The sequence below is a fragment of the Saccharomonospora sp. CUA-673 genome (assembly GCF_001942305.1).
GTDB lineage: Bacteria > Actinomycetota > Actinomycetes > Mycobacteriales > Pseudonocardiaceae > Prauserella.
Genome location: NZ_MKKE01000012.1, coordinates 24,938 through 38,402 on the forward strand (window position 1 = coordinate 24,938; position 13,465 = coordinate 38,402).

At 71.9% G+C, this 13,465-nt stretch carries 10 protein-coding genes and 1 pseudogene; 6 read left to right on the top strand and 5 right to left on the bottom strand.

Features of this window, described 5'->3' with window-relative positions; translation table 11 throughout:
• Positions 1–13: 13 nt before the first annotated feature.
• Entirely contained in the window at positions 14–1,606 is a 1,593-nt protein-coding gene (gene lnt / locus BJF85_RS07600) for an apolipoprotein N-acyltransferase (protein WP_369822116.1), read from the bottom strand.
• Positions 1,599–3,130 (bottom strand): annotated as a pseudogene (locus BJF85_RS07605) (amidohydrolase). The gene lnt and the pseudogene BJF85_RS07605 overlap by 8 nt, the downstream one beginning before the upstream one ends.
• 190 nt (positions 3,131–3,320) lie before the next feature.
• On the opposite strand from BJF85_RS07605, the gene BJF85_RS07610 reads away from it, so the two are divergent.
• From BJF85_RS07610 to BJF85_RS07625, 4 genes are all read left to right on the top strand, one after another.
• The gene (locus BJF85_RS07610; RefSeq protein WP_075846356.1) at positions 3,321–4,745 is read left to right on the top strand and encodes a KamA family radical SAM protein; all 1,425 of its coding nucleotides are present in this window, start codon (positions 3,321–3,323) and stop codon (positions 4,743–4,745) included.
• Positions 4,746–4,864: 119 nt separating this feature from the next.
• Entirely contained in the window at positions 4,865–7,453 is a 2,589-nt protein-coding gene (locus BJF85_RS07615) for an ABC transporter permease (RefSeq protein WP_075846357.1), read from the top strand.
• A 79-nt stretch (positions 7,454–7,532) separates the two neighbouring features.
• Positions 7,533–8,216 (top strand): ABC transporter ATP-binding protein, encoded by a 684-nt coding sequence (locus tag BJF85_RS07620; RefSeq protein WP_083666072.1) that lies wholly within the window; start codon positions 7,533–7,535, stop codon positions 8,214–8,216.
• Positions 8,209–8,889: an ABC transporter ATP-binding protein gene (locus BJF85_RS07625; RefSeq protein WP_075846407.1), complete on the top strand. Its 681-nt coding sequence runs from the start codon at positions 8,209–8,211 to the stop codon at positions 8,887–8,889. Before BJF85_RS07620 ends, BJF85_RS07625 begins: the two co-directional genes overlap by 8 nt.
• Positions 8,890–9,051: 162 nt before the next feature.
• Here the strand turns inward: BJF85_RS07625 and BJF85_RS07630 are convergent, their stop codons facing one another.
• Positions 9,052–9,627 (bottom strand): TetR/AcrR family transcriptional regulator, encoded by a 576-nt coding sequence (locus BJF85_RS07630; protein WP_075846358.1) that lies wholly within the window; start codon positions 9,625–9,627, stop codon positions 9,052–9,054.
• Positions 9,628–9,715: 88 nt separating this feature from the next.
• Here BJF85_RS07630 and BJF85_RS07635 point away from each other — a divergent pair, with 88 nt between their 5' ends.
• Entirely contained in the window at positions 9,716–10,597 is an 882-nt protein-coding gene (locus tag BJF85_RS07635; RefSeq protein WP_075846408.1) for an aldo/keto reductase, read from the top strand.
• 90 nt (positions 10,598–10,687) lie between these two features.
• Positions 10,688–11,767, top strand: coding sequence for a GDSL-type esterase/lipase family protein (locus BJF85_RS07640; RefSeq protein ID WP_187346879.1), 1,080 nt, complete (start codon positions 10,688–10,690; stop codon positions 11,765–11,767).
• Between the two features lie 32 nt (positions 11,768–11,799).
• Here the strand turns inward: BJF85_RS07640 and BJF85_RS07645 are convergent, their stop codons facing one another.
• Both BJF85_RS07645 and BJF85_RS07650 read right to left on the bottom strand, forming a co-directional pair.
• Positions 11,800–12,240: an Lrp/AsnC family transcriptional regulator gene (locus tag BJF85_RS07645; RefSeq protein ID WP_075846359.1), complete on the bottom strand. Its 441-nt coding sequence runs from the start codon at positions 12,238–12,240 to the stop codon at positions 11,800–11,802.
• Between the two features lie 34 nt (positions 12,241–12,274).
• A complete protein-coding gene (locus BJF85_RS07650) occupies positions 12,275–13,420 on the bottom strand; it encodes a Xaa-Pro peptidase family protein (RefSeq protein ID WP_075846360.1) in 1,146 nt (381 codons plus the stop codon).
• Between the last annotated feature and the right edge of the window lie 45 nt (positions 13,421–13,465).

Sequence of the window (13,465 nt, forward strand, 5' to 3'; positions counted from 1 at the left end):
GCTGCGTGCCCGGTCACGTCGACCGGCGGCGGCCGAGCACGATCCCGGTGATCGCCGCAGCCAGTCCGGCCCCCAACAGAACGTACTCGGTTCCCGCGCCGAGCCGGTCCGCCAGCGTAGTGGTCTGCCGCAGCGGCACGTCGGCCACCAGCGACGTCGCCGTGTACATGTCCGTCTGGCGGGTGACCGTACCGTCCGGCTGCACGACGGCACTGACCCCACTGGTCGCCGCGACCACGACGGCCCGGCCGTGCTCGACGGCCCGCAGCCGCGCCATGGCCAGCTGTTGGTAGGTCATCTCGCCGTCGCCGAACCACGCGTTGTTGGTCGGCAACACCAACAACTGCGCCCCGGCGTTGACGGCGTCGCGGGACGGGTAGTCGTAGGCCGCCTCGTAGCAGATCGACAGGCCCACACGGGTGTCGGCGACATCGGTCACGCCCGCCCCGGTGCCCCACCGCATGTCGCGGGTGTTGCCGACGAAAGGACTGAACCAGCTGGCGATCGGGCGCATCGGCACGTACTCGGCGAACGGCACGAGCTCCTGCTTGGCGTAGCGTTCGCCGGGCCCCGCGTCGGGATCGCCCGGGGGGCGCCAGGTGACGACCGCGTTGTCGGTCAGTCCGTCGACGTCGCGGTACAGCGACCCCACCAGCGTGGGCACGCCGAGGTCGGCCACGGCCCGGTCGACGTCTGTGTCGTGGCCGCCTGCGATGTCGACCGCGGTCTCGGGCCACACGACCAGGTCCGGGCGCGGCACGTCGCCGTCGTCGATGCGCTGGGCGAGCCGGCCGCTCTCGGCGAGGGTGTTCTCGCGCAGGACCTCCCGTTCGCCGAGCAGTCCGATGCCGACGTTCGGTGCGTTGCCCTGCACGATCGCCACCGAGCGGGTGCCGTTCTCGGCCCCGGCGCCGACCGTCGGCCACACGGCCAGGCCCGCAAGGACCGGCACGAGGGCGTAGGCGGCGACGCGGACGAGGCCGGGCGCGGCGAACTCGCGCCGCATGAGCAGGAGGATCAGCCGCGCCGCCGCGAAGCCCGAGAGCACGACGGCGAAGCCGACGAGCGTCGCGCCGCCGACCGAGGCGAGGGCCGTGTAGGCGCCCTCGGGCTGGCTGAAACCGACACGCCCCCAGGGAAATCCGTTGGCGGGCCAGCGGGACCGGGCGAACTCCTGCAGCAGGAACACCAGCGCCATCCACACCGGGGCGCCGGGCAGGCGCGCCACCCACGGCATGAGCGCGCACGCCAGGGCGACGTAGACCGCGAGGACGCCGGACAGCGCGAGCCACGGCCACGGTCCGAAGTCGACACCGAGGAAGTCCTCGATCCACAACAGGTGCAGCAGGTTGAACGCCAGCCCGAACACGAGGCCGTAGCCGGCGCTGCCCCACGTGCGCCGGCCCCACAGGACGAGTCCGAGACCGGCGAACGCCACCGGCGCCAACCACCACAGCGGGCGCGGCGCGAACGCCAGGAACAGCAGCACTCCGGAGGCCGCCGCGCCGGCCAGGCGCAGCGCGATCGGCACCAGTCGGGAGCGGGATGCTGCGGAGCGGTCCGCGGTGCGGACGGGCGGCGACGACACGGGCTCGGTCTCAGTCACGGGAGTGGATGACCTCACCGGCGCGGACGGTCCGCAGGCACGTCGGCAGTGGTCCGTCGGGTTCGAGGGACGGCAGCCCGGGAATGCCCGCGCGCGGGTCGGTCGACCACCGCTGCACGCGGTCGTCGGGGACGGCCACGACGACCTCCACCGGTTCCCACACGGCGTAGTGCGCGGGCGCGCCGGGCACGAGCGTGCCGGTGACGCCGTCGGCCACACCCGCGGCGCGGTGCCCTCCCCGGGTGTGGGCGTTGAACGCGGCCCGCGGCGAGATGCCCGATCCCGGGGTGCGGTGGTGCACCGCGGCGCGCACGCTCTCCCACGGGGCGAGCGGGGTCACGGGCGCGTCCGACCCGAACGCCAGCGGCACGCCGGCGGCGGCCAGCGCGGCGAACGGGTTGAGCCCGGCGGCACGCTCTGCGCCGAGGCGGGCGGCGTACATCCCGTCGGTGCCGCCCCACAGGCCGTCGAACAGCGGCTGCATCGAGGCGGAGACGTTGAACCCGGCCAGCAGTTCGGCCTGCTCGACGTCGATCATCTCGACGTGCTCGAGGCGGTGCTTGGCGCCGACGAGGGCGCGGCGGCCGAGTTCCTTCTCGGCCAGGCGGAAGCCCTCGACCACCTCGGCGACACCGGCCTCGCCGATGACGTGGAAGCCGGCCTGCAGACCCGCCTCCGTGCACAGCGCGAGATGCTCGGCGATCTGCGCGGCATCGAGGTAGCGGTTGCCGGTGCTGTCGGGGGCGTCGGCGTAGGGCTGGTGCAGGGCGGCGGTCCGGGAGCCGAGCGCGCCGTCGACGAGCAGGTCGCCCGCGAGCCCCCGCGCGCCCACGCGGCGTGCCGTGGCCAGGCGTCCGCGCCGGTGGCGCCCCAGTAGCCCACGACCTCGGGCAGTCCCGGTTCGGCGGCCAGCTCGAGCAGACCGGCCAGGTCGTCCTCGCTGGAGATGCCGGGGGCGGCGTTCTCGTGCACCGACACGATCCCGAGGGACGCCGCGGTGCGCAGGAAGGTCTCCTGCACGCGCCTGCGGTGTTCGGGGGTCACGGCGGTGCGCGACGCCGTCACCAGCGCGGTGTGCGCCTCGCGGGTCACCGGGCCCTCGTCCGACCAGCCGGGCAGCTCGCGCACGCCCGGCGCGAGCTCGACCAGGGCGGTGGACACCAGCGCGGAGTGCACGTCGACGCGGCTGAGGTAGACGGGGGCGCCGCCTGCCGCGGCGTCGAGCTCCGCCCGGCTCGGCAGGCGCGGACTGGCCCATGTCGTCTCGTCCCAGCCGTGGGCGATCAGCACCTGGCCGGGCCGGGCGGCCTCCCGCACGGCCGTCAGCAGGTCGTCGGCGCTGCGCACCGCGGCGAGGTCGACGCCGTCCAGGTGCAGGCCGGCGTTGGTCGCGTGCACGTGGGCGTCGACGAAACCGGGCGTGACGAACGCGCCGTCGAGGTCGACGACCTCGGCGTCCGGGTGCAGTGCGCGGCCCGGCCGGTCCTGGCCCACCCACACCACGACGCCGTCGGTCACGGCCATCGCGGTGGCGTCGCTCGAGGCCGGGGTGTGGATGCGGCCGCCGACGAGCAGCGTCGTGTGCGGGCGCGCGGGCGTGCTGGTGGAACTGGCGGGGGAACGCGTCACGCCGCGAAGTCTGCCACGCCGACCTCGACAAGAATCTTTGCGTCGATCCGTCGTTATGGCAGGATTATTTGCACAAGACCGCGACATGAGGAGCAGAAGTGACTGCGATCCAGGATCTGCGCTGCACACCGCGCCGACCGCCGGCACGGCGACCGGGCTGGGCGGGGAGCAGCCGTACGAGTACCGACGGGCCGAACTGGTCGAACCGGACTGGCGCCGGTTCCCCGGATGGCGCGACGTCACCGAGGCCGAATGGCGCGACGCCCAGTGGCAGCGCGTGCACTGCGTCCGCAACCTCAAGCAGCTGCGCGCCGTCGTGGGCGACCTCGTGCACGAGCGCTTCTTCGACGACTTGGCCGCCGATCAGCACGACATGGCCACGATGTCGATGCTCCTGCCGCCGCAGATGCTCAACACGATCGCCCCGCACGCCGGCACCGATCCGCACAAGGTCACCGAGCAGTTCTACGCCGACCCGATCCGCCGGTACATGCTTCCGGCGCGCAGCGACCGCGACACCGAGTGGCCGAGCCATCCGCATTCCGAGCGCGATTCCCTGCACGAGGCGGAGATGTGGGTCGTCGAGGGGCTGACCCACCGCTACCCCACCAAGGTGCTGGCCGAACTGCTCTCCACGTGTCCCCAGTACTGCGGGCACTGCACGCGGATGGACCTCGTCGGCAACTCGACCGAGCAGATCGCCAAGCACAAGCTCGAGCTCAAGCCGGTCGACCGGCAGGACGCGATGATCGACTACCTCAAGCGCACGCCCGGGGTGCGGGACGTGGTCGTCTCCGGCGGCGACGTCGCCAACGTCCCGTGGCACCAGCTCGAGGCATTCCTGATGCGTCTGCTGGACATCGAGACCGTCCGCGACATCCGGCTCGCCACCAAGGCACTGGCCGGGCTGCCGCAACACTGGCTGCAGCCCCAGGTCGTCGAGGGTCTCGAGCGCGTCGCCGGCACCGCCCGCAGGCGCGGCGTGAACCTGGCCATCCACACGCACGTCAACCACGTGCAGTCGGTGACCCCGCTGGTCGCCGAGGCCGCGCGGACGGCCTTCGAGGTCGGCGTGCGCGACGTGCGCAACCAGGGCGTGCTCATGCGCGGCGTCAACAGCACCCCGGCCGACCTGCTCGACCTGTGCTTCGCGCTGCAGGGCGAGGCGAACATCCTGCCGTACTACTTCTACATGTGCGACATGATCCCCAACGCCGAACACTGGCGACTGTCGGTGCACGAGGCCCAGGAACTGCAGCACGCGATCATGGGCTACCTGCCCGGCTACGCCACCCCGCGGATCGTCTGCGACGTGCCGTACGTCGGCAAACGCTGGGTCCACCAGCTCGCCGAGTACGACCGGGAACGCGGCATCTCCTACTGGACGAAGAACTACCGCACCGGGATCGAACACGACGACCCCGAGGCGTTGGAACGCCGCTACCCGTACTACGACCCCATCTCGACGCTGCCCGAGACCGGCAAGGCCTGGTGGCGCGAGGACGGGTAGACGACCGCACCCACGGGGCGTAGCGGCCTCGGCACGCACGGAAGCTCGACCGAACGGACCAGCGCCGATTTCGTCGAGTTCGCCCGGTTCCCGAGGGCCGAGACGTAGGGTTCCGGTGCATGGACGACGGACCGCGGCGGCGTCGGCTGCGCATCCCCGCAGCGTGGCGGTCGGCCCCGCGCGCCGCGTTGTCGCATCCGCTCGTGGCGATCGTCGCCGGCGTCACGGCACTGTTGACGTGCTTCCTGGCAGCGGCCACGTCGCTGCACTCGTCCGCAGCGGCGGGCGCCGCGATCGAGGACCGTCTCGACAGTGTCTGCCAGGACCAGTACGGCCCGGTGTTCACCTCGCCGTGGATCGAACCCGACCACGCGCAGACGGTGATCGACACGGTGCGCGAGCACGCGCCCCGGCACGGGTTCGATGCGCCGATCGTCAGCATGTTCACACCGGAGGGCCAGGCGGAGTTCGCGGGCGGGGAGTACAGCTACCGCATCGGCTACCGCACCGACGGCATCGAGAACCTCGAGCTGCTCCGCGGCGACGCCTCACCGGGACTGTGGATGGGCACCGAACTCGCCGATGACCGGAACATCCCGCTGGGGACCCGCGGCGGGGGCGGCGAGCTTCCGGCCACCACGGGCATCTACCGCGATCTGTACCTGCCGGCACCGGATCCGTGGTGCTCGGTGCAGGACCTGTCGATGCCCAACCGGCTCATCAACATCCCCACCGGACCGGTCCTGTTCGCGACCGACCGCGCCTCGTTCGACGCCGCGCACGACGTCGACGAGCTCGAACGGCTCACCATCACGTTCCGCGAGGACCCACCGGAGACCCTCCCCGAGGCGGAGGACCGGCTCGACCGGGCCGACGCGCTCATCGCCGCCGTCGACGACACGCTCCGCCGCGGCGGGGGCGGCGAGATCACCCACGGCTCGACGCCCTTCGCGCGGTCGGCCGATCTCGCCGACCAGGCGCAAGGCAACGTCGGCCTGTCGATCCTCCCGCTGGCCGCGCTGGCCGTCGCGATCGGCTGCGCCGGGCTGGGCGTGCTCGGCGTGCAGTGGTATCAGCGGCGCTACGCGCAGGTGCGGTTGCACTTCTCGCGCGGCTACCGGCCGTCGGCACTGGGCGGTCTGGCACTGGCCGAGCTGGGCTTGCCGATCGTCCTGGGAGGATTGCTGGGCATCGTCGCCGCCCGGATCCTCCTGCCCGTGTACGGACCGCCGGGGACCGTCGACAGCGGTGAACTCGGCACCGCGACAGCCGCAGGCGCGGGCGCACTGGTGACGTCCGCGGCGTTGGTGTTCGCCGTCGTCACCATCCGAACCCATCGTGAGTTCCAGCTCCGCCGCCTACCCGGGCGCGCGGACAGGCGGCGGTTTCTCGCGTACGTGCCGTGGGAGCTCGGCACCGCCGCGTTCGCGTTCGCGGGCTGGCTCCGCCTGGCCGAGTACGGCGGCGCCTCCCGGTCGGGAGATCCACTGCCCCAGGTCGACCCACTGGCGTTGACGTACCCGGTCGCCGTCGTGCTGACCGTCGGGATCGTCACGGCGCGGCTCGCGTTCCTGGCGCTCCGGTGGTCGCACCGGGCACGGTTCTGGACCCGGCCGTCGCTGCAGCTGGCGATCCGGCGGCTCGCGGCCTCCCGCGGCCCCGTGGTCGGCGTGCTCGTCGTGACCGTGCTCGCCGTCGGAACCCTGGCCGTGGGCAGCCAGGTGTCGTCGAGCCAGCGGGCGGCGCTCGTGGACAAGACCGGCATGTACGTGGGCGCCGAATCCGCCGTGGACGTCGAGCAGGCGATCGGCCTCGGCGACGAGCCGGTCCCGGAAGGTGCCCGGGACGGCACGTCCCTGGTCGGGCGGATGAACTCCACGGGCACCGATCCGAAGGTCGCCGTCGTCGATCCCGACACGTTCGTCGACGTCGCCTGGACCAGCAGGCTCGAGGAGGACGAACTCCGCGCCCTCCTCGACCGGATGGCCGCGCCCGCCGGCGGCACGCTGCCCGCGATCAGGGTCGGTGCCCCGGGACCGGTTCCGGAGATCTCCGACGCACCCCCGTTGACCCCGATCGCCCACCTCGACGCGTTCCCGCTGCTCGCCGACGATGCCGGCTACGTCGTGTCGCGGGATGCCCTGACCGACGAACAACTCGGCGCCATGACGCGGTGGACCCTGCTGTCGACCGGATCGCTCGAGGCGCTCACCGCACCGTTCCGGGAGGCCGGGCTGGCCCATCCCAACGCCGAGACCCGAAGTGAGGTTCTCGACGCATTGCCGTTCCACGTCGTCGAGTGGACGTTCTCCTTCATCACACTGCTCGGGCTCGTGCTGGCGGCCGTCACAGTCCTGGCGTTGGTCGTCGCCGTCGAAACCCGCCGGCGGCAGAACGCCCTCGCGGCGACCCTGTCGACGCGGATGGGGATGCGGCGCCGACAGCTGTTGGGGAGCTACCTCGCCGAGCTCGGCGCCGTCGGCGGCATCGCATCGATCGTGGGCACCGTGTGCGGGGTGATCGTCGCCGCGATCGCGGTGGCCCGGTTCGACCCCGTGCGCTGGCTCGCGCCCGTGGCGGATCTGCCGAACCCGGCCCCCTTCGTCGTCGCCGTCGTGGGTGCGTGCGCATTCGTCGTGGCGGCCACGGCGTGGTTCGCGGTGCGCGCGACGCGTACCGCCGTCCCTGCGGAGCTGCTCCGTGTCTGAAGCCAACGCCTCGGAAGCCCCGGTGTTCGGAACCACCGTGTCTGCATCGGCCGGGTCCGACTCCACTGTCGGCGGTCCCGTGTTCCGGCTGCGTTCGGTGGGCGTCGAGTACGTCACGCCGGCGGGCCCGGTGTCCGGGCTCCGCGACGTCGCCCTGGACGTCGCCCGCACCGGCGTGACCGTGCTGGCCGGTCCGTCCGGGTCCGGCAAGTCCACGTTGTTGCGGCTGCTCGGCCTGGTCGAACGGCCCACGACGGGCACCGTGGCCTTCGACGGCACGGACGTCGCGTCGTTGAGTCACCAGCGGCGCCGCGAACTCCGTCGCCGGCGCCTCAGCCTGGTCTTCCAGAATCCGCTCGACAACCTGCTTCCCGCGCTCTCGGTGGGCGAGAACCTGCACGCGGCAGCCGAGTCGTCGGACCGGGACTGCGTGCCGGAGGAGATCCTGGCCGACCTCGGTCTCGACGGAACGGCCGCGTGGCGGATCGGGGCACTGTCCGGCGGGCAACAGCAGCGGCTCGCGTTCGGCTGTGTGCTGGCCCGGGGCACGGACGTCGTGCTGTCGGACGAACCGACGTCCCAGCTCGACTCCGCCTCGGCCGATCTGGTGCTGGACACCCTGCGGCGGCTCGCGGGCCGCGGGTTGACGGTGGTCGTGACGTCGCACGACCCGGAGCTGATCGCCCTCGGCACGCACGTGGTGCGGCTGCGCGACGGCGCGGTGGACGACGGGCCGGTGGATGGAGGTGGGCCCGATGCCTGACGTCGACGTCGTGGCCGCGCCGCCGGTGGCGTTGCGCGCGAGCGGTCTGCGCAGGACGTTTCCCCATCCCGGCGGCGACGTCGAAGTGCTGCGTGGGCTCGAGCTCACGGTCGAACCCGGGGAACTCGTCACCGTCGCCGGCCGCTCCGGGGCCGGTAAGAGTGCGTTGCTGGCACTGCTGTGCGGCTTCGACACACCCGACGCCGGGGCCGTCCACGTCGGCGACGTGAGAGTCACCGCCGAACTGCCGTGGCACACCTGTGCGTTGTTGCCCCAGGCGTTCGGCCTGGCGCACGAACTCACCGCAGCGGAGAACGTGGCGCTGCCGCTGCTGTTGACCGGGGCCACCGTCGGAGCGGCGATGGACGCGGCAGGGGCGCTGCTCGACCGGCTCCGTCTTGCGTCCCTGACCGACCGATACCCCGGGGAACTGTCGTCGGGCCAGCAACAGCGGGTCGCACTGGCCAGGGCGCTCGCACCCCGCCCGGCCGTGTTGATCGCCGACGAGCCCACCGCCCACCTCGACGCCGGGACGACACCCGTCGTGCTGGAGACGCTGCGCCGGCATGCCGATTCCGGTGCCGCCGTACTGGTCGCCAGTCACGACGAGGCCGTACACGACGTCGCCAACCGCCGCCTCGACCTCGCCGACGGGACCCTCGCCGGCACGTGACCCGACCGTCGCCGTGTCAGCACCCCACGTCGCCGTGTTGGCACGCCACGTCGCCGTGTCAGCACGCCACGTCGCCGTGTCAGCACGCCACGTCGCCGTGTCAGCAATCTGCGTCGTCGTGTCAGCATTCTGCGACGCCGTGTTGGCAATCCGCGTCAGCTGCTACCCGGGGCCGGCGGAGAGGCCGTCCATCAGCAGGTCCAGCAGCCGGTCGATCTGCGGACGTTGATCGGGTCGCTGGCACGCGAGCAGCACCCCGGCCATCTGCGCGACCACGTCCTCGGCGGGTACGTCGTCGCGCAGGCCGCCGCTGTCGGCTCCGGCGGCGAGCATCCCCCGGACCGCCTCGCTCAGACGCGTGCGCGTCTCGTCCGACGTGATGGCCCCGGAGGCGATCACGTCCCGTAGCGCCTCGGCCATACCGTGCTTGGTGGCGACGAAATCGGCGTAGCGCCCCATCCACGTGCGCAGAGCCTTCTCCGGAGGCAGCGTCGCGCGCAGCTCGTCCGCGGCGTCGCACAGCTGTCCCAGTTCGTCGCGGTACACCGCCTCGATCAACGCCTCCCGCGACGGGAAGTGCCGATACAGGGTCCCGATGCCCACCCCTGCGCGGCGTGCGATCGACTCCAGCGACGCCGTGCCGTTCGAATCGCCGAACGCGGCGAGCGCCGCGTCGATGATCCGCCTGCGGTTCCGGCGCGCGTCCGCCCGCTCGCATCCCTGAACGCCGTCCGACATAGGTGGAGGACCCTCCGCTTTCGGTGGACCGTGACCCGTAGACGGAGGACCCTCCGCCTTTGTGCAACGGTACAGGGAGGCAACCACGATGTCCGCCGACACTCCGCCCCGCACCGACGTCGACGCACGAGGACCACTCGGTGACCGCCGGGTCCAGCGCGTCGGCTACGGCGCGATGCAACTGGAGCGCGCTGCACGCCACGAGGCGATCGATCTGCTCCGCCGCGCCCTCGAGCTCGGCGTCGACCACGTCGACACCGCACACTTCTACAAGGCCGGCCACGTCAACGAGGTGATCGGTGCGGCGCTCGCGCATTGCCGCGACGACGTGCTGATCGCGACCAAGGTCGGCGCCACGAACGACCCCGCCGGCGAGTACGGATTGAGCCCCGCCCAACGGCCGGAGCAACTGCGCGCCGAGGTCGAGGCGAATCTCCGCAGCCTGGGCGTGGACCGGATCGACCTGGTCAACCTGCGCCGACTCGACGGCAGCGGACCCGGCATCCGGGCGAGCGGCGAGCAGGTGGTCGACCTGGACGACCAACTCGCCGCCCTCGCGGACCTGCGTCGTGCCGGCACGATCGGCCACATCGGACTGAGCAACGTGACCCGCGAGCAACTCCGCCGGGCACTGCCGGTCGGCATCGCCTGCGTCCAGAACCACTACAACCTTCTCGATCGCGCCGCCGAGTCCGTCCTCGATGAATGCCGGGCCCACGACATCGCATGGGTGCCGTTCTTCCCACTCGGCTCCGGCGTCACCACCCACCCGGTCGTCCGCGCCGCCGCCGAGCGCACCGGTGCGAGCCCGGCACAGGTGGGCCTCGCCTGGCTGCTCGGTCACGCGCGGCAGACGTTGTTGATCCCCGGCACGACGAACGTGGCCCACCTCGAACAGAACCTGCGGGCCACCCACGTGCGCCTCGACGCCGACACCCGCGCCGATCTCGACGGCCTCGGAAAGCGGTGACGCCCCGACCGAGCCGGGCCTGACCCGAAACCGGGATCCCCGCCACAGCCCCAAGATCCAGAACGTCCGAATCCAGTAGAATCACCCGTGATGGCCACATCCCGCTGGTTGCTCGGTGCGTTCGCGTTGGTCGGGGTTGCCCTGCTCGTCGCGGTGTTCGTCCTGATCTCCTCCGACCCGACCACCCCCGAACGACCGGGCCCGCCCGGCGACGGTCCGCTCACCGTCGTGTCCATGGGCGACAGCACCATCTCCGGCGAAGGGGCAGGCGACTACAGCCCCGACACCGACGGCCAGGACGGCAACTGGTGCCACCGCTCCCCCAACGCGATGGTCAACCACATCGAACTGCGCGGCGCCACCGAACATGTCAACCTGGCCTGCTCCGGCGCCGCCACCAAACACGTCATGCTCGGCGACGAGAAACAATGGACCGAGCCCTCCCAGGCCCAGCAACTGGCCGAACTCGTCGAGGACCACCGCGTCAGCGCGATCGTCGTCGGCATCGGCGCCAACGACGACCCCCAGTTCTCCCGGCTCATCTCCCAGTGCTTCACCGCATGGTTCTCCGACGAAGCCGCCCCATGCAACGAAGACATCCAAACCGACTGGGCCGAACGCGTCGAGGCCGTCGTACCCAAGGTGACGCAGGTGCTCACCGACATCCGCACCGTCCTCGAACGCGCCGGCTACGACGGGGACGACTACGACCTCGTCCTCCAGTCGTACGCCTCGCCCATCGGCCCGGATATTCCCGAGTCACTGCGCAATTTGGACGGATGCCCGTTCCGCAAGGCCGACCTCGAATGGGTCCGCGACACCGGAGCCCCCGACCTGTCCGAAGGACTCCACCGCGCAGCGTCCGAAGTGGACGCTCGGTTCCTCGACCTGTCCCGCGCCGCCATCGGCCACGAAGCCTGCACCGGCGGCGACGACCACGACCACGAGTGGTTCACGCGCTTCACCGTCCGCTGGGACGACCTCGAGGACGCCGACCGCGCCAGCCACGCCATCCAGGAGTCGTTCCACCCCAACGCCAACGGCCACGCGCAGTTCGCCCGCTGCATGAGCGAGTTCCTCGCCTCCGACGCCGATTCGGCCGCCTGCCTCAAGGGCGACGACGACAACCTCCACGCCGCCCCGGCCGTCGTCGCACAAGGCGAACGCTGAGCCCACCGGCCGGTGGGCTCAGCCGGCAGGGGTCACAACGTCGGGGACCGGCCCTCGAACGGCGTCGACAGCACCACGGTCGTGCGCGTCGACACCTTCGCCACCTCTCGGATCCGCCGCAACAGATCCTCCAGGCCCAACGGAGACGGCACCCGCACCAACAGGATGTAGGACTCGTCGCCGGCCACCGAATAGCACGACTCGATCTCCGGGATGTGCTCCAACCGCTGCGGATAGTCGTCCGGAGCGGCCGGATCGTTCGGCGTCAGCGAGATCAGCGCCGTCAGCGGCAACCCGATCTGCTCACCGTCCAGTTTGGCCGTGTACCCGCGGATCACACCGCGCTGCTCGAGCCGCCGCACCCGCTGATGCACCGCCGACACCGACAACCCGACCCGTTCGGCCAGATCCGTGAAACTGCGCCTGCCGTCCGCGGACAGCTCCTCCACGATCGCCTTGTCGAGCGGCTCCAAGCTCGCAGGCGGCGGTGTGCCACCACCCGACGCGTCATGCGTCGAGCACGACGAGCTCGTGCGGGCGCGCGTTGACCGGCTCCGCACCTTCGGCCGTCACCACGACGATGTCCTCGATCCGCGCACCCCACCGGCCGGCGGTGTAGATGCCCGGCTCGACGCTGAACGCCATGCCCTCGTCGAGGCGCAGATCGTTGCCCGCCACGATGTACGGCTCCTCGTGCACGTCCAGCCCGATGCCGTGGCCCGTGCGGTGGATGAACCGGTCCCCGAAACCGGCGTCGGCGATGATGTCGCGGGCAGCCGCGTCGACCGACTCGGCGCTCGCGCCGGGCCGCACCGCGTCCACCGCCGCCTGCTGGGCGCGCTGCAACACCGCGTACGTCTCGGCCACGTCCGCGCCGGCAGGCTCGCCGACGGCGTAGGTGCGCGTGCAGTCCGAGTTGTAGCCGTCCGGGATCGGACCGCCGATGTCGACGACCACCACGTCGCCCGCCTCGATCACTCGGTCGGACACGTCGTGGTGCGGACTCGCACCGTTGGGCCCCGAACCGACGATGACGAACTCGGCCGACACGTGGCCCTCCTCGACGATGGCCGCCGTGATGTCGGCGCCCACCTCGGCCTCCGTGCGGCCCGGCCGCAGCCACTCGCCCATGCGCGCGTGCACGCGGTCGATCGCGGCACCCGCCTTGCGTAGCGCGTCGATCTCGGCGGCGTCCTTGCGCATCCGCAGCTCGCGCAGCACCGGCCCGGCCAGGACCTGCTCGGCCCCCGGCACAGCGCCACGAACGCCCAGGACGTGCAGCGCGGCCATCATGTCGCTCACCGCCACCCGGCCGGCCGCGCCGACACGGTCGGCGACCAGCCGGTACGGGTCGTCGCCGTCCACCCAGGTGATCACGTCGATGCCGAGCTCGTCGGTCGGCACGTCCGCATAGCCCGGCAGCTCCAGCTTCGGCACCACCAGCGCGGGCGGCGCGTCACCGGCGGGCACGACGAGCGTCGTCAACCGTTCGAACGAGCCGCCGGCCTGCCCCACCAGATAACGCAGGTCCGAACCGGGCGCGATGAGCAGCGCGTCGGTGCCGGCGTCGGCGGCGGCCTTGCCGGCCCGCTCGAGACGGGACCGCAGCGTGGCGGGTTCGGGCGCGGGACTGTGCAGCGATCGACGGGCCATGCGCCCAACCCTACTGGGCCACGCGCCTTTCTCCGGGGACCGGCT

Excerpts from the sequence above, each read along its gene's own strand:
- BJF85_RS07630 (WP_075846358.1), bottom strand. The coding sequence starts at position 9,627 with ATGTCGGACGGCGTTCAGGGATGCGAGCGGGCGGACGCGCGCCGGAAC.
- BJF85_RS07610 (WP_075846356.1), top strand. The coding sequence starts at position 3,321 with ATGAGGAGCAGAAGTGACTGCGATCCAGGATCTGCGCTGCACACCGCG.
- BJF85_RS07615 (WP_075846357.1), top strand. The coding sequence starts at position 4,865 with ATGGACGACGGACCGCGGCGGCGTCGGCTGCGCATCCCCGCAGCGTGG.
- BJF85_RS07650 (WP_075846360.1), bottom strand. The coding sequence starts at position 13,420 with ATGGCCCGTCGATCGCTGCACAGTCCCGCGCCCGAACCCGCCACGCTG.
- BJF85_RS07635 (WP_075846408.1), top strand. The coding sequence starts at position 9,716 with ATGTCCGCCGACACTCCGCCCCGCACCGACGTCGACGCACGAGGACCA.
- BJF85_RS07625 (WP_075846407.1), top strand. The coding sequence starts at position 8,209 with ATGCCTGACGTCGACGTCGTGGCCGCGCCGCCGGTGGCGTTGCGCGCG.
- BJF85_RS07640 (WP_187346879.1), top strand. The coding sequence starts at position 10,688 with ATGGCCACATCCCGCTGGTTGCTCGGTGCGTTCGCGTTGGTCGGGGTT.